Genomic DNA, 22,214 nt, shown 5'->3' with positions numbered 1-22,214 from the left:
GTGCTCCCACAGCAGTTCAAGCTGGACTCTGCCGAGTTCCGGCGCGTAGTGCGTAAGGGGCGTCGGACGGGAACCAAAACGGTTGTCGTCCATCTTGTGATCGCGGATCAGAGTGAGTTTGTTCGTTTCGGCGGACCTCACTTCGGTCTCATCGTTTCCAAAGCCGTCGGTAATTCGGTCGTCAGACACCGAACCTACCGACGGCTTCGGCATGTGTGCCATCACCTTTCGGGAACTATCCCCGCTGGCTGTGACGTTGTCATTAGGGCGCTGCCACGCGCCGGCCACGCAACCAGCAAGGAGCTCATGGACGATGTGCAGTACGCACTCACCAAACTCACCCGCAACTAAAGCGCTGCTGCGCCTGGTGTTGGTATACCAAAAGTACATCTCGCCACTTAAGATGGGTTCTACCTGTCGTTTTGAGCCAACGTGCAGCGCGTATGCACTCGATGCACTGAAGGAACACGGAGCCGTGAAAGGTACCGTAATGTCCCTAGTGCGGCTTTCTAAATGTGGGCCCTGGCATCCGGGCGGATTTGACCCCGTCCGCCCAAGCAAAACCAAAAGGAGTTAAGACTCACAGTGCTCAATTTCATCTATTGGCCGATTTCCTTTGTGCTGTGGTTCTGGCACAAAGTATTTTCTTTTGTGCTCGACCCCGGATCCGGTATCACCTGGGTCCTGGCCATCATCTTCCTGACCTTCACCATCCGTATCCTGCTGGTGAAGCCGACCATCAACCAGATGCGTTCCGGTCGCAAGATGCAGGAAATGCAGCCACTGATGCAGGAAATTCGCCAGAAGTACAAGAACGACCAGCAGAAGATGATGGAGGAGACGCGCAAGCTCCAAAAGGAGATGGGCGTCAACCCAATCGCAGGTTGCTTGCCACTACTGGTGCAGATGCCGGTGTTCATTGGCCTGTTCCACGTGCTGCGCTCCTTCAACCGCACCGGTACCGGCGCGGGACAGCTGGGGATGTCCATTGAGGAAAACCGCAACACCGCCAACTACTTCTTCAAGCCAGAAGATGTGCAGTCCTTTCTGGATGCGAAACTGTTCGGTGTGCCACTGTCTTCGTACATCTCGATGCCGGCAGAGCAGTACGCTGCCTTCCCCGGCGCCGATCTGAGCAAGCTGAAGATCGCCATGGTTGCGGCTCCGCTGATCGTGCTGACGGTGCTCGCCACGCACTTCAATGCTCGGATGTCGCTGGAACGTCAGAAAGCGCGCATTGCCTCCGGTAAGCAGAAGGCCCCTGCTAATGACATGATGGCGTCTCAAATGGACATGATGAACAAGATGATGCTCTGGTTCATGCCAGCCACGATTTTGTTCACTGGTGTGCTGTGGCACATCGGTCTGCTGTGCTACATGGGCGCCAACAACATCTGGACTTACTTCCAGATGAAGTACGTCTTTGACAAGATGGACAAGGAAGAAGAAGCAGAGATCGAGGCTAAAAAGGCAGCAAAGCGAGCGTCCGCCCCGAAGCCAGGTCAGCGACCCAACAACCCGAAGAAGAAACGCAAGTAAGCTTCCACCACATGCCACCCGCAAGGGTGGCTTTTTTCATGCCACAGTAGAGTGAGAAGAGCAAGAAAGGATGTTTCACGTGAAACCAGCGGATGTGTTCGGGGATCGCCTCGAATTGGCGGAAAAGTACCACGATCTCCTCGCGACAGACGGCTCTACCAGGGGCTTCATCGGCCCCCGTGAGGTGCCTAGGCTCTGGGAGCGCCACATCCTCAACTGTGCCGTGGCGCAGGAGGCGATCCCACATGGGGTGACCGTCGCCGATGTCGGTTCCGGTGCTGGTCTTCCGGGTATTCCCCTCGCGATCGCACGTCCTGACCTGAATATCATTCTGATCGAGCCACTGCTAAAGCGCTCCGTGTTCCTGGGGGAGGTCGTCGAGAAGCTCGGCCTTGACAACGTGACCGTCATCCGCGGCCGCGCCGAAGAAAAGGCCGTGCGGGCGCAGGTGGGGCTTGTCGACGTCGTGACGTCGCGCGCCGTCGCTCCCCTAGGGCGGCTCGCCGGATGGTCCCTCCCGCTGGTAAAAAAGGGCGGCAGGATGATTGCCCTCAAAGGATCCTCGGTGGCGGAAGAGCTGCAGCGGGACGCGAAAGAGATCAAAAAGGCTGGCGGCGGGCTCGCGGAGATCCGCATTGTGGGCCAGGCACACCTGGAAGAGCCAACGACCCTCATCATCGTGCCGCGGATCAAGTAGGATAAAAAGGCCAAAATTTTGGGAAGGGAAATGTGAATGGACGAGCAGTTCTGGGACGACACACCAATTGCCGCCGCAGCTAGGCGGGCAGCGAAGGTGATGACGCCAAACGCACTGTCACTCCCCCGCCCCGAGGTGCCTCGCACCATCACCATTGCGAACCAAAAAGGCGGAGTAGGTAAAACTACCTCATCAGTGAACCTCGCCGCCGGACTGGCACTACACGGGCTGAAAGTGCTGGTCGTGGACCTGGATCCGCAAGGTAACGCATCCACCGCGCTCGGCGTTGAACACCGATCCGGGGTGCTGTCCTCCTACGAGATGCTCATCGGGGAATGCACCGCGGCCGAAGCCATGCAGAAATCCACCTTCAACGACAATCTCTTCTGCATCCCCGCCACCATTGACCTCGCCGGCTCCGAAATCGAGCTGGTGTCTATGGTGCGACGCGAATACCGGCTTGCCGACGCCCTCGCCACCCTCGATGGCTTCGACTACGTGATTATTGACTGCCCGCCGTCGTTAGGCCTGCTCACCATCAACGCCATGACCGCGGTGAACGAAGTCATCATTCCCATCCAGGCGGAGTACTACGCGCTGGAAGGCGTGGGTCAGCTGCTGAACAACATCACCATGATCCGGCAGCACCTCAACCCCAAGCTGCACATCAGCGCGATCTTGCTGACCATGTACGACGCTCGCACTAAACTCGCCGAGCAAGTGGCCAACGAAGTCCGGGAACACTTCGGCCCCGTGGTGCTGCGCAACATGATCCCGCGTTCCGTGAAGGTTTCCGAAGCGCCAGGATACGGGCAAACCGTGCTGCAATACGACCCCGGTTCGCGCGGCGCACTCGCCTACCTCGATGCAGCGAAGGAACTCGCGACCAGGTGCGATTACCTGCCCACCGAAGAATCCGGACCCATCGGACAACAGCCAGAAGGAGAAAAGTAGTGGCGAACGAAACTCGTAAAGGTGGCCTCGGCCGCGGACTCGCCGCACTGATCCCGAGCACCCCGGAAGAAAAACCACGCCTGACCAGCTCTGCTGCCGACATTATTCTGGGCAACGGATCCACACCCGCGCAACAGGCGGGCCAGCAACAGGCGACTTCGGAAACGTCCTTCGGCGCAACCTACCGCGAAATCCCCCTCCGGGACATTCGCCCGAATCCCCGCCAGCCACGCCAGGTATTCGACCCCGAGGCTTTGGCTGAGCTCGTGCACTCCATCAAGGAGTTCGGACTCATGCAGCCCATCGTCGTTCGCGAGAAGGACAGTGGCTACGAGATCATCATGGGTGAACGCCGCTGGCGCGCGGCCGGCAAAGCGGGATTGCATAAGATCCCGGCGATCGTCCGGGAAACCGATGATGGCGAGATGCTCCGCGATGCACTGCTGGAAAACATCCACCGCGCGCAGCTCAACCCGCTGGAAGAAGCGGCCGCGTATCAGCAGTTGTTGGAAGAATTCGGCGTCACCCAAGCCGAACTCGCTGCCCGGATCGGACGGTCCCGTCCGCTGATCACCAACATGATTCGCCTGCTGGCACTCCCGGTGGATGTGCAGCGCAAGGTAGCCGCGGGCGTGCTGTCTGCGGGGCATGCGCGCGCCCTCCTGGGCCTCAAGGCTGGTGCTCAGGCCCAGTCCGAGCTCGCCACCCGCATTGTGGCCGAGGGGCTGTCGGTACGTGCCACGGAAGAAGCCGTCACTCTGCTCAACCGTGGTGAGGAACCGGCCCCGAAGCAGCGCACCAAGGCCCCAGCGCCAGCCTTTGCCACTGAGGCCGCTGACCGCCTCGGCGACCGCTTTGACACCAAGGTGTCCGTCTCTGTGGGCAAGCGCAAGGGCAAGATCGTGCTGGAATTCGGCGACCGCGATGACTTCGACCGCATCATGGGCTTGCTGGAGGGCTAATGCGCATTGAGCCGGTGTCACTGTCGAACGTGCATCCGGCCTGTCTGCGTTCCGCGTTCTGGGAGGCCGGCTCCGCAGCAACTGACGTGGCCATGACCAAGGAGCTGTGGCTGAGCAACACCCTGATGACCTATGGCACCTGCGGGTTTGCCATCCCAGACGTAGCTACCATCCTCTTCGCTCCCCCAGTTTTGCTGCCGGGAGTGTTAGAGATGCCCAGTGGCCCGGTCTCCCCCGACGCCACCGTGCTCAGCTCACTGTTCGGCTCGCGGCTCACCGAGGGCGCGCACACTGTGCTTATCGACGCCTGCCTCACCCACCTCCTTGCCGCCGACATCCCCGCCGTTGAGGCCTTCGGTTGGCGCTCCGGTTCCACTTACGGACCTATCGGACTCATCCCCGAATCCGCCCTGTTAGCAGCGGGTTTTTGGGTGGTCGCCGACCACGATGAGGTGCCACGGCTTCGTATCGAACTGCCACCCGTCGATGGGTTGCTCACTGCCGCGGAAGTGTCGGAGTTGTTGGCGGTGGCCGTGGTGTGAGGGGCACCGAGTTTGTCCTTTTGCGACATCGAAAAGCTGCCACTGCTCGTCAATCGGATGAGTCAGTTTCACGCTGCCTATCAACTCCCGAATTAAATCGAACTTGCAGCGCGAGACGTCCAATAATACGTCTGCAGCCCCGGAAGATACCGCGCTACAGAGGATGGGTTGACATGGCCTGCTATCCTTGTTTATAGCTCATCAACCAGGATGTTGAAGGAGTATCTGGGGCCGTTCGCTACGCGGGCGGCCCTTGCTTTTCCTTCCAAAATTCGTCATGCTCGGCTCTAAACTTTGCGCGACGACGGGTTTGCTTTACGTAGTATGCCGTGATGATAAGAGCATACTTAGGACGTTCCTCAATGAACAGAACGTATTCGAATCCTTCAGTAGCTAGACCATACCTGCGGCCTCGCCAGCGTGGGTCAGGGCTAACCCACCAATAGATGTGGTTCTCGCGGTTAGGAAAATCTTGATTGAAGGCCTCCACCATCGGACGAATCCAACCAATCCGACGGCAACGTTCGATTTCAACATTACGCTCAGTGTCGGTTTGACTCCCACCGCTAATGAGATGCCAGAAGCTCGCGTAACGTCCATCGACTTCTTCATAACGGCGGAAACTTACACGGCAGCCTGCCGTTTTCCAATAAAGAGGTCGATGAATCAATGTCTTTAGGAAGGTATTGAAGAGCGAATCTAGGTATTCATCGCACGTCATTTGTCCTGGATTGAAGACTTCCGTTGGTTCGAGATGGATCACAGATGCTACTCCTGTGGGTTCCAACGAAAGACGTTGAACTTTGTTTCCGTGAGTAACGTTGTCTGAGTCAATTTTAGCCCTGACCGTTCCTGGACCCGATGTAGAACGCGTGTTTTTGCCTCACTGTCGAGCTGAGCACGGCTGGCGTAATTGACACAACCCAGCAGTAAATCTGACAACTGGAGGAGACCGACATGGTGAGACTCAACGATTTGAATTCGCTGTACGATCCTGCGGTCAAAATCGTACATCGAATTCGATATCACCTCTTTGAGCTTCGCGACCTTTCCCGCGCCTCGAGTATCCTTCTTATCGAGGTAGATAAACGCCCTGCCAGAAGATGGGATGACGTTGCGTATCAGCAGGAACATCATTTTGTAGTACCAGTCATCGTGTGTCTGACGGAATCGCTGATGGTCAAGCTCAGCTTTGGGGGCAATAACACAACGGAAACCTAGATCGTCGTCATCGAAGAAATAATCAATAACATCCAAGTAGAAATCCAGTTTGGATGGAGAAATTTTGTTCCACTTGATCTCGAAGTAGCTTGGAAGATCATGCTTCCTCCGCAAATCTCTCAGTCGCGAGGCTGCTTCCTTCGTTTTTTCTGTTGGGCAAGCGATGGCACCGAGAACCATGAAGGGCATACCATCACCCGGCAGGTGAGTACTTTCGTCGCAGTATATATTTAGGTCACCGTTCACGAAGCAGAACTTCCTTTCATGATTGTGACCAATTCTAACCGCAACCGGCACACGTAGCTGATGTGCCGCCTCCCCGCTTTGCCAGCCCCGGGCGTCGGTAAGCATGCGAAGACATGAGGTTGCATAAACTTGGTGCTCGTGGGGCATCCTTCTGAACTTTCTCGCCGCGGTTTCCTTGCTGCCGGCCTCGCTTTGCCCGTCATGGCAGTGGCTGGATGCACGCTGCAGACCGAGCGTCGTGGCGCCACCATGAACCCGACTGCAAGCAGTACGACGAGCGCGGCGCCACCAACTCAGACCCTGCTACCGGAAGTAGACATCATTGCGCGCTACGAGCACGCGGGCGCGCACGCCTGGGGACTTGATGTGCCAGGCATCGTGCGCACGATGCCTCCCGAGGCGAAGACGATTGCGCTGACCTTCGATGCCTGTGGCGGGCCAAAAGGATCACGCATCGATGAGGCTCTGCTTGCTACGCTGCAGGAACAAAACGTCCCCGCCACGCTGTTTTGGAACAAACGGTGGATTGATGCCAACCCGCGGCGAGCCCAAGAAATCGCTGCTCATCCCCTGTTTCAGATCGAAAACCACGGGACCTCGCACAAACCCTTGTCGGTCAATGGTAGGTCGGCTTATGGCATTGCGGGGACAGCAAATGTTGCGGAGCTCGTCGAGGAAATCGAAGGAAATCGGCGGTTCCTGCGTGAGTTTTTGGGCGTCGAGTCGAAATGGTTCCGCTCTGGCACTGCGCATTACGACGACATCGCCGTGCGGATTGCGCGCGACTTGGGGGTAGCTATTGCCGGCTTTTCCGTTAATGGGGATGCCGGGGCAACCCTCGCTGCGCGCGCGGTGACAAAATCATTGGCGCACAGTAGCCCCGGCGCGATTGCAATCATGCATATGAACCAGCCAGGGCACGGAACCGCCGAAGGAGTTCGAGCAGCAATACCGCAGCTTCGCGAGGCCGGATTTACTTTCGTGCAGCTAGGGGACGTATCCCGCTAAAGGCAGCAGGCCGTCCCGAAACCTACATGTCCTCGGCGGCCAACAGCTCAGTGAACTTGAAGGTACCGGTGGGCTGATCGTCCTCGTCCAGCAGGTACAGGCGCTTCACAGCAACCACGACTGCTTCCGCAATGGCATCCCGCTTCTTAGGATCCGTCAAAATGGCAACATCCGTCGGGTTAGACAGATAACCACACACTAGCTCGATCGTTGGCATCTTGGACATGCGCAGGATCTCCCAGGTGCGGGCGTGGTTGCCACAATTGACCAGCCCAGTGCGGGCCACTACTTCGCGCTGCACATAGCCCGACAGCATCTCACCTGTGAGCGACGTTGCCCCGATTTCCGAACCAAAGTAGAACGTCGCCGCGCCACCAGCTTTCTCATTGGGGTAAGAATCGCACTGCAGGTTAATCAACAAATCCGCCCCAAAAGCATTCGCGATGTCCGCACGCTGCTTGATGGAAGGATCGCTATGACGAGGCCGGGACAGGATTGCCTCCATCCCAGCGGCAATCATCCGGCCCTCAATCCGGGTTGCCAGATCCCACAGGATCTCTTCCTCCGTGATCGTGCCGAACTTGCCTTGCACCACCTGACCGGTGTGTTCGCCACCCAGGTGCGGGTCAATAACTACTCGCTTACCCGCCAACTTCGGGCCAGCTTTACGGACCTGCTCCCGCTCCGAAATAGCTTGCTTGGAACCGCCCTTAATACGGCGTCCTAACAGCCCGAGCGCCCGAACCGTGTCAGGGCCCGTGATTCCATCCTCATTCAGACCGTAATTGAGCTGGTAGGACTTCACTGCCAGGTACGTGGCTTCACCGTAATGGCCGTCGATACGCTGCGCATAAAACCCCAAGTCCTGCAGCTGGGTCTGGAGCTGGGCAACATCGTCGCCCACCATCACGTTCCCGGGCTGGAAAATGAGGACGCGATTACCTAGCTTGTACGATGCTTCGCGCAGAAGTCGCAGCAGCCTTTCCCTGATGATGCCATCAGCGAGGATTCCTCTGCTCTGCTGAAACGCGCGAACAGCGGAGGCGAGTTCCTCATCAAAGATGGTGTCCGCCTCAGAATATTGCTGGGAAGACTCCGGGACCAGGTTTACGTCGAAGGTCGGCAACAAACCCAGGCCCGCCAAAATGGTTCGGACCTCGGCTACCCGAGGGCTCTTATCGCCAACCCGCAACAGATCGGACAACGCTTTACTCTCCCCTTACAGTTGTGCCTGAAGCTTGGCCACAATATCGCTCTTAGAGCGCACCCCAACGAACTCATCGACCTTCTTGCCGTCCTTGAAAATCATGACAGCAGGAATAGACATGATTTGGAACATCGCGCCCAACGTACGCTCGTTATCCACGTTCACTTTCGCAATGGTAACAGCGTCTCCCAGCTCCTCAGCAACCTGCTCCAGAACTGGGCCGAGTTTCTTACACGGCCCGCACCACTCGGCCCAAAAATCCACCAGCACAGGCTTGGAAGACTCGATCACAGTGCTACGGAAGGTATCCGAAGTTACATCGACAATCACAACAAAACTCCTTACAGGCTCGCCAGGTAATGCTCGGCATCAATCGCTGCGCGGCAGCCAGCACCCGCAGCCGTAATGGCCTGCTGGTAGTGGCTATCCACTATGTCACCGGCCGCGAACACACCGGGGATGTTGGTGTGGGTCGAAGGCTCCGCGACCGTGATGTAGCCGGCATCGTCTGTGGCGACGTCCGGCTGCACCAACGCAGAACGAGGGTCATGTCCGATGGCCACAAACATCGCGGTGACTGGAAGCTCAGAGACTTCGCCAGTGACGGTGTCAGTAAGCTCCAAGCCTTCCACTGAAGAGGTGCCCACAACGCGCGACACGACTTTGTTCGTAGCAAATTTGATCTTTTCGTTAGCTTTCGCCCGCTCCAACATGATTGCGGATGCTCGGAACTCTTCTCGGCGGTGCACAATCGTCACGGATTTCGCGAACTTAGTGAGGAACGTTGCCTCCTCCATCGCAGAATCGCCACCACCGATCACGGCGATATCGTGATCCTTGAAGAAGAAACCGTCGCACGTTGCGCAGGACGACACGCCACGACCGAGCAGCTCCTGCTCACCTGGGACGTTCAGATAACGTGGCGCCGCACCCATCGCGAGAATGACGGCCCGGGCCTGGTACTCCTCATCGCCCACATACAGCTTCTTGATATCCCCCGAAAGGTCTACCCGATCCACGATCTCCATGAGCAGCTGCGTACCGAATCGCTCGGCCTGGTTGCGCATCTGATCCATGAGTTCTGGTCCCATGATTCCCTCGGCAAAGCCAGGGAAATTCTCCACCTCGGTGGTTGTCATCAGTGAGCCACCGTACTCGATGCCTTCGAACATGATCGGCTTAAGCTCAGCGCGAGCCGCGTAGATTGCTGCGGTATAGCCCGCAGGGCCAGAGCCGATGATTGCCACGTCATGGATTTCAGTCATGGGGCTTAGTCTAGCGCACTAGTTCCGGGTGTTTGGCGCGAATATAGGACTTGGCGCGTGACCGGCGGGACTTCAGGGTTCCTGATGATATTCCCAGATCATCCGCGGTTCGGTAGATGGTGTACCCCAGTACATCCACCATGAAAAGGATGGTTTTTTGGTCGTCGTTAAGCTTATGCAGCACGTTGATCAGCGTCAGCGTCAGGTCCAGTGAGTCTAGTGGGTTGTAGGTAGGGTGCGGGAAATCATAAGTGTGATCATCGAGCAGTGAAAGCTCGTTGGAACGGTACCTGGCGGTGCGGTAGTCGTGGCTGGCGTTGAGTACCAGCCGATGCAGCCATGTTTTCAAGCTGCAGTCCGCGCGGTAGTGGCGCAGGCCCAGTGCAGCCCGCAGGTACGCTTCCTGCAGCACATCCTGGGCATCGAAATCGCTGCGGACATACTTGCGCGCCGTCCACCACAACGAATGGTGGTAGCGATGGATGATCTGCGCGAATGCCGCATCGTCCCCAGCGATGAAATCGGTCACCAAAGTTTGATCGTTCATGGAACCCCCCGAGTTGTGAATGTCTCCCTCATTGTGCCGCGGCGAACAAAAAACCGCTCGGTGAGTTATCTCGTGGTGTGGATAACTCTTTCCGAGCGGCTCGTCGGTTACCAGAAACTAGCTGGTAGGAACCGGTTCTATCGTGACATGCACAACATCGGGTTCCACCCGCACCGGGGAGTCCTCGCGGAAGCCTCCCATCACCCCGAGCAGGTACGCAGTAAGGAGCGCGATGATCGCCACCAAGGTAATGGACATGGCGATGAGCACGCCCGTCATGGTGCGGGAATAGCCCTTCGCTCCGAAACCAGCCCGTGAGGTGGGCTCTGGATGTTCCTCGGGGGCAACCGGAAGTGGCTCCTCAGGAGAGACCCCACGCAGTGACGCCGCCACCTGAGCAGCATCACCGGAAAGCTGTTCGCCGGTGAGTATCTTGAAGGCGCTGACGAGGGTGGTGCAGTCGTTGGCGGGATTGTTGCTCGACAACACGGCTGGGAAGGCTAGGACGGCGGTACCGGACTTGGAAATGCGGATACGGTCGATCGAATCCATCCCGAGAGGCACCCCGGCGCCGTGTGCCGTGGCAGCGGCGTCGGCAAGCGGTGCGAGCGCAGCGGCGGCCGCGTCACGGTTCGCCGCACCCAACTCAGCTACGGCTCGGAGCGCCGACCCTTCCACCCAGTCAGCGATGACTAGGCAGCCGGAGCGGTAGGCCATCACGGTCACATCCGGCGCGACAGCGGGGCACCCCAACTCGACGAGCTTGCGGGTCCGGCGGGTGACCTCAGCTGCCGCCCCGGCCTGAGCTGCGAGCGATGTGCCGTGGGCCTCCACGAACACCAACGCAGCATCCCGGCCGGTGCTCACCTCCTTGGCCTGCCAGAACTTCGCGGTTACCTGGTCATCGCCGGACTCGCCGAAGGAGGCGAGCAGGCGGAACCTACCATCCAGCACGGGCGCGCCTGGCAGCAGTCGTGGCGGCTGCACCATGCCGGCAGACATCGGCGCCGGGATCGGCATGGCCTCCGTCGGGGTCACCGCGGCGCTCACCGCGGCAGTCTGGCTTGGGGTGGCACGGCCCAGGCGACGCTTCACGACGTCCGTGAACCGCTGCACTTCTTCCAGCGGGGATTTCGCGAGCACCCCGGCCGTGATGGCCAGGAAGAAGAACCCGATGAGTGCGGTGCGGATCAAGAATCCCGCCGAGCCCAGGAAACTCCACAACCCGTCAAGCAGACTCCAGAGCGCAATATCGAGCGTCCACGCACCCGCTGCGCCGATGACCGCAGCGCCACCGACCCACAGTGAGGAACGCAGAATGTCGCGGGCCCCGAGGGATCCGAGCTGGCGGCGCAGCAGTGTCGCGCCGATCACGGCACCAGCCACAAAGCCGAAACCGTTCGCGGCACCCAGCAGCACCACCACGCGGTCCGGGGAGGTCGCGATAGCCTGCGCAAGGTAGGACAAGATCACCTTGGTCGCGGTAATACCGGCGATGATGAAGGTGGGGGTCCAGGCTTCTTCCCGGGCGTAGAACACGCGCAGGTGCAGCAGCACGAGGGCGTACGGGATCAGGGTGAAGGCGGAAAAGGAGAGCGTCCAGCCGAGCGTGGTGGCCGCGTCCATGGAGAACTCGAGGTACGCGAACAGGCCGATGGAGATGTAGGTGCCGAAGGCGGTGAAGAACACCACCACTGGGATGAGGGCCAAGAAGGTGAGTTTGGTGCCCAAGATGAGGTCGGCGACCACACCGGCGTCGTCACCTTCGGCGGCCCGGCGGGACAGGCGTGGCATGATCGCGGTAAGCAGCGTGACGCCGATGATGCCGTACGGCATCTGCAGCAGCAGCCAGGCCTGCTGGTAAATGTTCGGTGCTGCCTCATCCGCGCCGGAGGCGATACGGGTGGTGACCACGTAACCGGCCTGGGAGATGGCGACATAGACGATAATCGCCAGCGCCATTCCGCCGAACTGCTTGAGGCGGTCATCAATTCCCCACAGGGGTTTGAGGCTCACCCCGGCCTTGGCCAGGTACGGCAGCAGGATCAGGGCCTGCACCACCACACCCAGGGTTGTGCCGACACCCAGGAGCAACACATGCGGGTCTGCGATGGATACAGTTTGCCGGGCATGGAGCTTACCCGGCACCAGCCAATATGCCCCGAGGGTAGCGAGCGCAATGAGGTTGTTCACCACGGGGGCCCAGGCGCCTGGCTTAAAAATGCCCTTGGTGTTGAGCACCGCCATGAAGAGCGAGAAGATGCCGTAGAAGAAAATCTGTGGCAACAGTAGGACTGCAAAGGCGGTGGCCTGGCTCAGGTTGACCTGGCCGTCGGAACGCAGCTGAAGCGCCGTGAGCAGTGGAGCCCCGAGCACCGACAGGATGGTCACCACGATCAGGAGCGAGGCCGCCAGAGTGAAGAGCCTGCGGACGAACGCTTCACCGCGGTCCGGGTCTTCCTTCTCCGCGCGCACCAACACCGGCACCACGAGCGAGGTGAGCACCGCGCCGAGCACGATTTCAGTAATGAGGTTCGGCAGCGTGTTCGCAGTGTTGAATGCGGAGGAAATCGCAGCACCCAGCGTCCACACGATCATGGCGTTGCGGAGGAAGCCCGTGATGCGGGAGACCAGAGTTGCTACCGCCATGGAGCCGGTGGATCTGACGAGATCAGAGTTTGACTGTTGTTGCTGTTTGGGGGCGTGGGTGAGGAGGGAATGGTCGTCGTCACGCGGCGCGGGGCGCGGCCTTGGCGCCACCGGGCTTGTCGACGGCGCGGGTGGGGCCGGAGCCACAATCCGCGAGCGTTGCCCTTGAGATTGTTGAGAGGAGTCCACGAAAGGCCATTCTGTGAGGATTCGCGAGGAAATGCAAAACTTTAGCGACGTTTCACGTGAAACATAACAAATCCGAGCACCGCAAGCAGCAATGCAGAGATGCCACCAAAGCCCAGCAAACCAGAGCGGGTTTGGACACGAATATCGACGGGAGCGCTGATCGGTGCGCCGGCTTGGGTGGCCAGCCACACGGTGAGGTCATTGCGTTCGGCGTCCGGAAGATCAGCGGTCATCTGCGCTGTGATCGAACCACGAGCAGGGATTTTCAGTGACTCCGCCGTGTTGATCTTGGCGCCCTCCGGGCCGGAGTAACTGAGTTTGGCGTCGACAGGCAGTGGCAGCCCGTTCTCCGCCACGATCAGCAGCGGAGAGGATTCAGACGTGCGGGTGTACACGTTGCCCGGCGGAAGCAGCACCACCGAGCTACGCAACTGCTGCAGGATCGCACTGTTCCTCCCCAGGATGTCGGCACTGCTCTCCGTACGCAAGGCATAACCCATCATCGAACGACGCCCATTAACTGACAACGCCCGCAACAGATCATGCCGCAGCGGATCAGTGAAACCGCGCGGGGTCAGCGCAATCGTCGGCGCATCAATCATCAATGACGTCAGATCATCAATGCTCTTCGCCTGTTGCTGCGCGTGCAGCACCTCGACATCCGACAAAACCGTCGGATCCTCAAACGGCGATCCCTCAGCTGGCGCGGAAACGCTGGGTTCTTGTGCCAGGAAGTCATAGAACGAAAGTGGCGTGGCACGACCGCTCTCCAACAGGTGTCTGAGGTGGAGCTGCAATGCCCGAGCATCATCCACCTGCAAGGTTGGCGGCGGCATCACCAGCACCGGGTGGTCCCCCTCCCCCACTGCCAGGGTCACGGCAGCTGTCGCACTCGCGCGCCGTGCAACCGGAGAGTCCAGTCGGTAATCAAAGCGCTGCCACTGGTTCGCAAAACCGGCAGTGGCCGGGGTGTCGCCCATCGTCGCCAACATGGCTGTCACATCCGAGTGATAGCCCACCGCTTTCACATTGTCGGACATCATTGTGGCGTTTGCCGGAATCGTATTATCCGCCACCAATAATGTCGTCGGTTCGGAAAGAGCTGCCACTGTGCCCTGCTCCACGTAGCCATAGCCGGGAATCACCACATCGGGGCGCACTGACACCCCTAGCAGCTTGCTCAAACTGGAAGCCCCGCTGCTCACTGCTTCCTCCATGAGCTGCGAATTACCAGTCTGGGCAACAGCGTTGAGCTCCGCATTTGCCCGCGGAAGAGGAACGATGCAGCCCCCGGACTGGGCAATGCTCTGCAGCTTTCCTAAAAACGCTTTAGCGTCCTCCGTGCCGGTGCCCGGATTGCCCTTGATCTGCTTGTCCTTAGTGCCCCAGGAGTCACGCAGCCGTGGTTTGTGTTCCACCGTGCTCGGACGATCCTCGGCAACCTGGTAGCCAGCCGTCATGCGGTCCACCGTCTCCACCACTTCCGGATCCAGCGCCAGACAGACCGACGGGTCGCCCGTGTTGAAGGTATCCACTAGCGTGCTGAGGCGCCCATCGTGGCCGATATCTTGGGCCAGTTTCTCCGAACGCAGGATAAGCGGTGGATGGTTCGGAGCCTCTCCGGTTTCACCGGGCACGATGTCCGTGGTGGTCGTGATCGGGATCAGCACACTCAGTGGGGTGGGCTGCTTTTCTTTATCTACCGCGTGTTCTTCCACTTCCAGCAACGTGCGTTGCGACGACACATACTGCTGTGCACCAGACAATTCCCCATTGACATTAATCAGTAGCGGGTACACTGCCGGGTCCGTGATCCCCAATTCCTCGCGGTGCAGCGCGACGGTGAAGGTGTGGCTCGTTGCCGGAGCAAGCTCCACATCCACCGGCACAAACCCCGTATTGAAGCCATAGAAGGATTGGTCCTGGGATAGCGCGAACTTTCCCTGCGCCACGGTGGAGACGGGCTCTGCGCGCTGCACCCGCACCGAGACATCACGCAGAGGCACCTGCGCATTGTTGCTGATGGTGACGGTGATGGAATGCTCGTTGATGGCGTCAATGCTGGTAGTGATCGCACTAGCGGAGTCCAGCGGCCGCAGCTCCGGGTTTGCCCATTGGCTGGCCACGATCGGGTCGGTGGGGGCCGTCGGCAAGGGCAATGCCAGGGCCGGCGTACTCGGCAACACCAGCAACGAGGCGGTCACAAGCATGGTCAGCGCGCGCATTAGCGAGGAGTCGCCTTTCCCTCAGCTTTCGCTTTGCGAGCAAACTCCGGGATCAGATCGTGCGCAATCCGGGCGAGTTTGCGTTCATCAGCGTAGGCCAGGCGCTCGATCAGTTCGCTGGCCGGAATCCACGCCACCTCGGTGACCTCGGGATCTTCATCGTTGAGGTCCCCGTCAACGTAGCGCAACAGGTGGTGGTGCACTGTTTTATGGATGCGGGTGCCTTCGGAGACAAACCAGTAGTCGATCACGCCAAGTTCAGCGAATACCTTGCCGTGGACCCCGGTTTCCTCCCACACTTCCCGCTCGGCGGTCAGGGCGCGCTCCTCCCCCGGCTCTACATGCCCCTTCGGCATGGACCATAGCAACCGACCGCGACGATCCAATCGGCCGATGAGCGCCACGTAGATCTTGGAAAGATCAACGTCACCGTGGTCGTTCACGGCCTCGGCGAGGCCACTGACCACCAGGCCACCGGCTGAGGTTTCATCGCTGGTGCGCATGTGGCTGCGCTCCGAATAGCGCTGCGTCCGGCGCTTCGGGTTAGCTTTCCGAGTCCTCTTCTCCGGGGCATTAGCATTAGCTGCATTGTTGCGTCGCCGAGGCCTGCGCCGCCGGCGTTTCTCCTGACCAGGGCGCGACGACGTAGCCCCTCGGGAGGAGCGGCGCCGTGGCTTCGGGTTCGGTTGCTGGTCAGTCATCCCTAATATCGTATCCTGCCGTGGCCCTGAACCGGCGAATTGGTAGAATGTGCGGGGTGAATTCCGATCTCTCCGCCCGTTTTGCGTCATTGTCCGCCCTCGCGCTCCTCGCCGCGCTTTTCGACGACCATGGCCACACTCTCTACTTAGTAGGAGGATCGGTCCGCGATGCACTGCTCGGCCAGCTCAGCCACGACCTTGACTTCACCACCTCTGCCCGCCCGGAAGTGAGCCGCGCCATCTTGGATGAGTATGCGGATGTGGTGTGGGATACCGGCATCGAGTTTGGCACCCTGTCTGCGGAAAAGGATGGCCAGCAGATCGAGATCACCACGTTCCGTTCTGATTCCTACGACGGGTCTTCCCGTAACCCGGAGGTACAGTTCGGCGACACGCTCGAGGGTGACTTGGTGCGTCGTGATTTCACTGTCAACGCGATGGCGGTGGAGATCCGTCGCGATGGCAGCTTCGAATTCCACGATCCGCTCGGCGGGTTGTCCGCGCTGTTGGAAGGTGTGCTCGATACCCCGAGCGCGCCGGAGATCAGCTTCCACGATGACCCACTGCGTATGCTCCGTGCCGCCCGATTCGTATCCCAGCTGGGCTTTAAGGTAGCGCCTCGAGTGTCGGCCGCCATGACGGATATGGCTGCGGAGATTGACCGCATCACTAAGGAACGCATTCAGGTAGAGCTGGATAAGCTCATGGCAGGGTCCGCCCCGTGGGATGGCTTTGACCTGCTGGTTGATTGCGGGATCGCGGACCGGATTCTGCCGGAGCTGTCGGGGATTCGGATGGAAACCGACGAACACATGCAGCACAAGGATGTGTACGCCCACTCCATGACGGTGTTGCGTCAGGCGATGGCCCAGGAAGAGGACGGCCCGGACTTGGTGCTGCGGTGGGCGGCGTTGCTGCACGACTGCGGCAAGCCTGCTACCCGCGCGTTTCACGACGGCCGGGTGAGCTTCCACCACCATGAGGTCGTGGGGGCGAAGTTGGTGCGCAAACGCTTCCGTTGGCTCAAGCACTCCAAGCAGATGACGAACGATGTCTCGCAGTTGGTGTTCCTCCACATGCGCTTCTACGGCTACGGGGAGGACGCGTGGACTGATTCAGCTGTGCGTCGTTACGTGGCGGACGCTGGGGAGCTGCTACCTCGCTTGCACAAACTGGTGCGGGCGGACTGCACCACGCGCAATAAGCGCAAGTCCGAACGACTGCGCCGCGCCTACGACAACCTGGAGGCGCGGATCGCAGAGCTGGCTGAGCAAGAAGATTTGGCGAAGGTCCGGCCAGATCTTGATGGAAATGCGATTATGGAACTGTTGGGTTTGCAGCCCGGACCAGAGGTGGGGCGCGCGTGGGCGTTCCTGAAGGAACTTCGCTTAGAGCGTGGGCCGCTGGAGCGGGAGGAAGCAGAGCGCGAGTTGCTCGCGTGGTGGAAGGAACAGTAGATGGAAGACTTTTTCGCTGATCGGCTCTTCCGAGCGTTAGAGCTGGGAGATGCCCAACCGGGGAGCCTGCTACTCGCGGCCCCTGGTATGGACTTAAATTTCCGGAGCCGCAGCGTGGTCTTCATCGTGGAGCAAACCCCTTCCCATACCCTCGGGGTGGTGCTGAACCGCCGGGGTGATGTGGCCGTGGCGAATATCATGGAACACCTGGTTCCGCTGGTGGCCAAGCCACAGGCTTTCTATGTGGGGGGCGAAGCAAACCGTGACGCCGTGGTGGCGTTGGGCGTGCTTAAGACTGGACTCTCCCCTGCTGATATCTCTGCCGTGCCATTCTTGCGGTACCTGGAGCATCGCATCGTGGTGATTGATCTGCGCGCCCCCGTTGAGGAGATCCAGCAGTACGTGGAATCGATCCGCCTGTTCGCGGGGTTTGTCGAATGGGCTGGCTCAGAGCTGGAAGAAGAACTCGGCATGGGCTACTGGTACGCCACCTCCGCGCTCGCCTCCGACATCATCGCTCCTGGGAATGTCGATCTGTGGGCGGAGGTGCTGCGTCGGCAGCCGATGCCACTGCCGCTGTTCGCTACGTTCCCTGCTGATCTGGAAGATAACTAACCCACAGCGCTTCAAAGGTCTCAACTGTCATCCGCTCGGAGCTGATGTCCGGCATGTCGCCCCAGCTGTCTGGGTGCGGAATGATCTGCTGTGGTTCGTTCGCCATGCCGACTGAGAGGGCGGGTTCGCGTCGGAAAGCGCCGGTGATGGTGCTTCCCGACGCCTCCAGCATCCGCAGCGGGCGGCATAGCGGCGAGCCGGGCAGGTGCTCCAGTTCCGCGTAGTGCACCACGTCCTGCATGCCCGGCACCTGCATCGTGGTTTTAACGTAGATCAGGTTCATGCGCTTTAGCATAGTGCGAGGCGAGCAGCGAGCAGATCATGAGCTGTACCTGGTGGTAGATCATCAGTGGCAGGATCAGCAGGCCCAGGTTGGCGGTGCCGAAGATGACGGATGCCATCGGTAGCCCGGTAGCCAGTGACTTTTTTGAGCCGCAGAATTCGATGGCGATGCGGTCGGCGCGATCAAAGCGCAGCAGCGTGGCGAGCCAGCGGGTGAGTGCAAGCATAACGACGACCAATGCCACCGAAAACACACACAGCCCGACGATCTGCCCCACCGTCACGCTCTGCCACACCCCGGACACCATGCCCGCAGAAAATGCGGAATACACCACCATGGTGATCGATCCGCGGTCCACCACCTTGGTCGCCTTGTGAGCCGCCACGCCCTTCACCCACTTCCGGGCGAGCTGACCCAGGATGAACGGCAGCATGAGCTGGACGGCGATGTCAATGAAGACCTGGGCATCCACCTGGACCCCTCCCCCGGCTTGCATCGTGAGCATGACTAAAAGCGGGGTGAGGAACACGCCCAGCAGATTGGAGGCGCTGGCGCTGACGATAGAGCCGGCCACATTGCCGTGGGCGATGGAGGTGAAGGCAACCGAGGATTGCACCGTGGAGGGCACGAGGGTGAGGTACAAGATGCCGTCGTAAAGCCCGTCGGGCACGAGTCCTGACAGGGGTTTGAGACCGAGCCCGATGAGCGGGTACAGGACGAAGGTGAACACCAGGATGGTGAGGTGGAGCTTCCAGTGTTTGAAGCCCGCTAGCGCTTCGGCCGGGGAAAGCCTGGCCCCGTAGAGGAAAAATAGGAGGGCGATCGCGATGGAAGTGGCGATGGCGAAGTAGTGGGCGGCGTCGCCGGAAACTGGGGCGACGATTGCTACCACCACCGCGAGCACGATGAGCACGATCAGGATGTCTATTTTCATGCAGACAGTTTAAGGTCTTCCTGACACTCGCGCTGCGAAGTATTGTTTATCTATATGGATATCTTTTCCCCGATCACGATCCGTGACTTGGAGCTGCGCAATCGCATGTGGCTACCGGCGATGTGCCAGTTTCAGGTGGATACCCTCGATGGGATGCCGAACAGTTGGCATTTAATGCACTACGGCGCGCGTGCCGTTGGTGGGTTCGGGTTGATGATCGCGGAGGCGACGGCGGTGGTCCCCGAGGGGCGGATCAGCGTCCGGGACACCGGGCTGTGGTCGCACGAGCACATCATGAAGTGGCATCCGATCACCTCGTTCGTGCATCTGCATGGGGGTGCGATTGCCGTGCAGCTGGCCCATGCCGGCCGCAAAGCGGAAACCGAGTCGCCGGTGTCTCCGGAATCGATGACCCATGCGGAACTTTTAGCGCTGCCTGGCCAGTTCGCGGAGGCTGCGCGGGCTGCCGTGGCAGCTGGTTTTGACGCCGTGGAGATCCACGCCGCGCACGGGTATCTCCTGCACCAGTTCCTTTCACCGCTGTCGAACCAGCGAATAGACGGCTACGGAGGCTCGTTTGCTGGTCGCACGCGTATGCTTCTCGACGTCCTATCCGCCGTTCGCGACGCCATTCCGGAGGGGATGCCGCTTCTCGTGCGGATCTCCGCCACCGACTGGATTCCCGACCGGCCATCCTGGGATCTGCAGCAATCAATCGAACTGGCCCAGTTGCTGCAGAAAGGTGGCGCGGATGTGTTGGATGTTTCCAGCGGTGGCCTAGTCGAAGCGGACATCCCGGTGGCGCCGAATTATCAGACCGATCTGGCTGCGGAGATTCGTCGCGAAACCGGAATGCTCACAGCAGGCGTGGGACTCATTACTACTGCGGAGGAAGCCCAGGGCTACTTGGATCGCGATGAGGTCGATGTGGTCCTCATGGGTCGCGCCGCACTCAATGACCCCCACTGGCCGCTACACGCGGCTCAGAAGCTGGGAGTATCGGTCCCGATCCCCCGGAGCTACAAAACCAGTTTCACGTGAAACATTACTTTTCCACGGTGAGTTGATCACCCTGTGCGCTAAGCTTTGCCGGGGACATGCCACTGCGCGCCGGGCCTGCGATACAGGCGCCGTCCGCTAACTGGAAGACGGAATTATGCTTCGGGCAGATGGCCGTGTCGCCGTCAATTTTGGAGATGGTGTAGCCCTGATGAGGACACACGTTGCTGTAGGCCTTGTACACGCCTGGTTCGGGTTGCGCGATGATAAAGCCGTCGATAAGCACGGCGCTACCGACGGGGACGTCTCCGGCCGTGACGGTTGAGGGCGCGTCAGACCCGCACGCGGCGAGCACCGCGCCGGCGAATGTGGTGGCGGTGCCGATGAGGAAGAGGCGTCGGCTGCAGGAAAAATCAGGCATACAGCCAGCCTAGAGAACCTCGCGCCGACCAGCCAAAACCACTCCCCCGACCATGGCTACCCCACCGACGGCGACGAGGACCAGCCACGCCACGAGGTTGCCGGTGTTCTCCGAATTGATGGCGTGGTTAAAGACCGAGGTATTCAGGAGCCACTCTGGTGCTTGCAACAGCGGGCCGATGATCGTCATTGCGCCCGAGTAGATAATTGGGAGCCATGCCAGCCACCCGTATCGCGATGTCAGGCCGATGATGAGCGTGGTAAGGCCAGCGAGTGCGAACATGGGGGCAAATTGCGTGAGATTAGCCGAGAGTGCCACTGGCCACGCGTCTCGGGAGACACCAAGGATCGCCCCGAGCCCAGTAGCTAGGCAGCTCTCCACGATGAACAGCACCGTGCTCCCGGCCTGAAGCGCCATCGGGAGCGTCCTACTGACACCACGGGACCGCATCAGGTCCACGGTCCGATTTCGCTCCTCGGATCGAAGCTTCAGCATTCCAGCAACTGCGGCGACACCTAACAAGATCCCGAGGAAATCGGCCAGGTACGTGATGAACGCGATCTCCAAGTCGGTTTCGCTAAACATTTGCTTGAAGATTTGGCCGGTCTTGTCATCCTGAGTGAGCAACTCATCCATGGAAGCACTGAGGCTATTCATGAAGAATGCGAGGATGAAACCGGTTAGCAGCCAGGTGAGACGGAAACTACGGTCCAACAGCCGACGCAGTCCCCAAGGGGTGGCGATCCGGCGTTGTTTCCTAGTGCGGTGTGTGCGCGTCGGCAGGATGCCGAACCCATACTGTCGGCCTCGCTCCCCCGCAAGCCAGAGCAAAGCCAACACACCAGTGATGGTAGCGGCCGCCGCTAGGGACCACCAATTGTCATCGGTGAATGGCCGGACGATTCCCATCCACCCCAGGGGCGTCAGCCACCTGATTGTGTCGCTTTGCTCTATGTCTCCAGCGGCGCGCACCATAAACCCTGCACCGAGCGTCAGCATGCCCAGTTTCGTGGTTTCCGAGCCACTAAGCAGGCTGACGCACCCCGCTAGAAGCGCAGATGCCAGCGTGCTGAGCGCAATAGCGCACCCGTATGCGACGCACCCACGGGTGTCGATCTCGCCGTAAAAGTGGTTCAAAGCCAAGAGGATGGCCGTGATTCCGGCCCCGAGCGCAATAGCAACGCCCACAATGAGAATGAGCGCACCTGCCGCGATGTCCAACGGGTGCATGCCTGTGGCCCGCGGCAGCTCACCTAAGCTACTGCTTTCCGGCTTGCGGTAGCATCGAAAAAGTAGGAGCACCGACATGACGGCGCTTAGGATCGTAAGCCATCCGGCGCCCTCCCAGGATATAAGTTGACCCAGGGTGCCGGGCTCATACACTTCGCCATACATGGCTCGCATTCCCAGGTTGACCCTCATCCCGTGGACTAGGGTGGCTCGATCGCCCAGCTCAGGATAGTAATTCTTATAGCTGGGGATAAAAAGGATGGGAATACTCCATAATGGGACAAGCCATGATAGGAGAAAGGCACGATTGAGTCGTAGATTCA

General features: G+C 59.7%; 23 protein-coding genes and 1 pseudogene. 11 read left to right on the top strand and 13 right to left on the bottom strand.

What is annotated here, in order from left to right:
* The 7 genes from rnpA (at position 1) to HW450_RS07775 (ending at position 4,694) form a co-directional block, all read left to right on the top strand.
* The gene (rnpA, locus tag HW450_RS07805; RefSeq protein ID WP_182385092.1) at positions 1–351 is read left to right on the top strand and encodes a ribonuclease P protein component; all 351 of its coding nucleotides are present in this window, start codon (positions 1–3) and stop codon (positions 349–351) included.
* Positions 314–577: a membrane protein insertion efficiency factor YidD gene (yidD, locus tag HW450_RS07800; RefSeq protein ID WP_182385091.1), complete on the top strand. Its 264-nt coding sequence runs from the start codon at positions 314–316 to the stop codon at positions 575–577. The genes rnpA and yidD overlap by 38 nt, the downstream gene beginning before the upstream one ends.
* 8 nt (positions 578–585) lie before the next feature.
* A complete protein-coding gene (gene yidC / locus HW450_RS07795; protein ID WP_182385090.1) occupies positions 586–1,539 on the top strand; it encodes a membrane protein insertase YidC in 954 nt (317 codons plus the stop codon).
* A 70-nt stretch (positions 1,540–1,609) separates the two neighbouring features.
* The gene (rsmG, locus tag HW450_RS07790; protein WP_182385089.1) at positions 1,610–2,236 is read left to right on the top strand and encodes a 16S rRNA (guanine(527)-N(7))-methyltransferase RsmG; all 627 of its coding nucleotides are present in this window, start codon (positions 1,610–1,612) and stop codon (positions 2,234–2,236) included.
* 36 nt (positions 2,237–2,272) lie between these two features.
* On the top strand, positions 2,273–3,190 hold the full coding sequence (locus HW450_RS07785; RefSeq protein ID WP_182385088.1) for a ParA family protein: 918 nt from the start codon (positions 2,273–2,275) through the stop codon (positions 3,188–3,190).
* Positions 3,190–4,152: a ParB/RepB/Spo0J family partition protein gene (locus HW450_RS07780; protein ID WP_182385087.1), complete on the top strand. Its 963-nt coding sequence runs from the start codon at positions 3,190–3,192 to the stop codon at positions 4,150–4,152. Before HW450_RS07785 ends, HW450_RS07780 begins: the two co-directional genes overlap by 1 nt.
* Positions 4,152–4,694, top strand: a complete 543-nt coding sequence (locus HW450_RS07775) for a hypothetical protein (protein WP_182385086.1) — start codon at positions 4,152–4,154, stop codon at positions 4,692–4,694. The genes HW450_RS07780 and HW450_RS07775 overlap by 1 nt, the downstream gene beginning before the upstream one ends.
* A gap of 238 nt (positions 4,695–4,932) precedes the next feature.
* Here HW450_RS07775 and HW450_RS07770 read toward each other — a convergent pair whose 3' ends face one another.
* The gene (locus HW450_RS07770) at positions 4,933–5,457 is read right to left on the bottom strand and encodes a hypothetical protein (RefSeq protein ID WP_182385085.1); all 525 of its coding nucleotides are present in this window, start codon (positions 5,455–5,457) and stop codon (positions 4,933–4,935) included.
* A 5-nt stretch (positions 5,458–5,462) separates the two neighbouring features.
* Positions 5,463–6,266, bottom strand: coding sequence for a DUF3800 domain-containing protein (locus HW450_RS07765; RefSeq protein WP_182385084.1), 804 nt, complete (start codon positions 6,264–6,266; stop codon positions 5,463–5,465).
* A 33-nt stretch (positions 6,267–6,299) separates the two neighbouring features.
* On the opposite strand from HW450_RS07765, the gene HW450_RS07760 reads away from it, so the two are divergent.
* Positions 6,300–7,169, top strand: a complete 870-nt coding sequence (locus HW450_RS07760; RefSeq protein ID WP_232843215.1) for a polysaccharide deacetylase family protein — start codon at positions 6,300–6,302, stop codon at positions 7,167–7,169.
* A 22-nt stretch (positions 7,170–7,191) separates the two neighbouring features.
* Here the strand turns inward: HW450_RS07760 and HW450_RS07755 are convergent, their stop codons facing one another.
* The 7 genes and pseudogenes from HW450_RS07755 to HW450_RS13245 all read right to left on the bottom strand — a co-directional run.
* Positions 7,192–8,373 carry an N-acetylmuramoyl-L-alanine amidase gene (locus tag HW450_RS07755; protein WP_182385083.1) on the bottom strand — a complete coding sequence of 394 codons (1,182 nt, stop codon included), beginning with the start codon at positions 8,371–8,373 and terminating at the stop codon, positions 7,192–7,194.
* Between the two features lie 15 nt (positions 8,374–8,388).
* A complete protein-coding gene (trxA, locus tag HW450_RS07750) occupies positions 8,389–8,706 on the bottom strand; it encodes a thioredoxin (protein ID WP_182385082.1) in 318 nt (105 codons plus the stop codon).
* An 11-nt stretch (positions 8,707–8,717) separates the two neighbouring features.
* Positions 8,718–9,641: a thioredoxin-disulfide reductase gene (gene trxB / locus HW450_RS07745; RefSeq protein ID WP_182385081.1), complete on the bottom strand. Its 924-nt coding sequence runs from the start codon at positions 9,639–9,641 to the stop codon at positions 8,718–8,720.
* 10 nt (positions 9,642–9,651) lie between these two features.
* Positions 9,652–10,188 carry an RNA polymerase sigma factor gene (locus HW450_RS07740; RefSeq protein WP_182385080.1) on the bottom strand — a complete coding sequence of 179 codons (537 nt, stop codon included), beginning with the start codon at positions 10,186–10,188 and terminating at the stop codon, positions 9,652–9,654.
* Positions 10,189–10,305: 117 nt separating this feature from the next.
* On the bottom strand, positions 10,306–12,837 hold the full coding sequence (locus HW450_RS07735; RefSeq protein WP_182385079.1) for a murein biosynthesis integral membrane protein MurJ: 2,532 nt from the start codon (positions 12,835–12,837) through the stop codon (positions 10,306–10,308).
* A gap of 230 nt (positions 12,838–13,067) precedes the next feature.
* Positions 13,068–15,251 carry a DUF6049 family protein gene (locus HW450_RS07730; protein ID WP_182385078.1) on the bottom strand — a complete coding sequence of 728 codons (2,184 nt, stop codon included), beginning with the start codon at positions 15,249–15,251 and terminating at the stop codon, positions 13,068–13,070.
* Positions 15,251–15,760 (bottom strand): annotated as a pseudogene (locus tag HW450_RS13245) (NUDIX hydrolase); the annotation flags it as partial. The gene HW450_RS07730 and the pseudogene HW450_RS13245, both read right to left, overlap by 1 nt.
* Positions 15,761–15,999: 239 nt before the next feature.
* Between HW450_RS13245 and HW450_RS07720 the strand changes: the two are divergent.
* Positions 16,000–17,409, top strand: coding sequence for a CCA tRNA nucleotidyltransferase (locus HW450_RS07720; RefSeq protein ID WP_182385076.1), 1,410 nt, complete (start codon positions 16,000–16,002; stop codon positions 17,407–17,409).
* Positions 17,410–18,024: a YqgE/AlgH family protein gene (locus HW450_RS07715; protein WP_182385075.1), complete on the top strand. Its 615-nt coding sequence runs from the start codon at positions 17,410–17,412 to the stop codon at positions 18,022–18,024. It abuts the gene before it with no gap.
* On the opposite strand, the gene HW450_RS07710 is transcribed toward HW450_RS07715, so the two are convergent.
* Together HW450_RS07710 and HW450_RS07705 are read right to left on the bottom strand one after the other, a co-directional pair.
* Positions 17,993–18,307, bottom strand: a complete 315-nt coding sequence (locus HW450_RS07710; protein WP_182385074.1) for a hypothetical protein — start codon at positions 18,305–18,307, stop codon at positions 17,993–17,995. The two genes, HW450_RS07715 and HW450_RS07710, sit on opposite strands and share 32 nt — an antisense overlap.
* Positions 18,288–19,241, bottom strand: a complete 954-nt coding sequence (locus tag HW450_RS07705) for a bile acid:sodium symporter family protein (RefSeq protein ID WP_182385073.1) — start codon at positions 19,239–19,241, stop codon at positions 18,288–18,290. The genes HW450_RS07710 and HW450_RS07705 overlap by 20 nt, the downstream gene beginning before the upstream one ends.
* A gap of 54 nt (positions 19,242–19,295) precedes the next feature.
* On the opposite strand from HW450_RS07705, the gene HW450_RS07700 reads away from it, so the two are divergent.
* Entirely contained in the window at positions 19,296–20,282 is a 987-nt protein-coding gene (locus HW450_RS07700) for an NADH:flavin oxidoreductase/NADH oxidase (protein WP_182385072.1), read from the top strand.
* A 4-nt stretch (positions 20,283–20,286) separates the two neighbouring features.
* Here HW450_RS07700 and HW450_RS07695 read toward each other — a convergent pair whose 3' ends face one another.
* On the bottom strand, positions 20,287–20,661 hold the full coding sequence (locus HW450_RS07695; RefSeq protein WP_182385071.1) for a Rieske (2Fe-2S) protein: 375 nt from the start codon (positions 20,659–20,661) through the stop codon (positions 20,287–20,289).
* A gap of 9 nt (positions 20,662–20,670) precedes the next feature.
* Complete coding sequence (locus HW450_RS07690) at positions 20,671–21,891, bottom strand: hypothetical protein (RefSeq protein WP_182385070.1); 1,221 nt, start codon at positions 21,889–21,891, stop codon at positions 20,671–20,673.
* Between the last annotated feature and the right edge of the window lie 323 nt (positions 21,892–22,214).

It is taken from the genome of Corynebacterium hindlerae, assembly GCF_014117265.1.
GTDB lineage: Bacteria > Actinomycetota > Actinomycetes > Mycobacteriales > Mycobacteriaceae > Corynebacterium > Corynebacterium hindlerae.
Note: the sequence above shows the minus strand (reverse complement) of the source record. Positions and strands in the feature narration are given on the sequence as shown.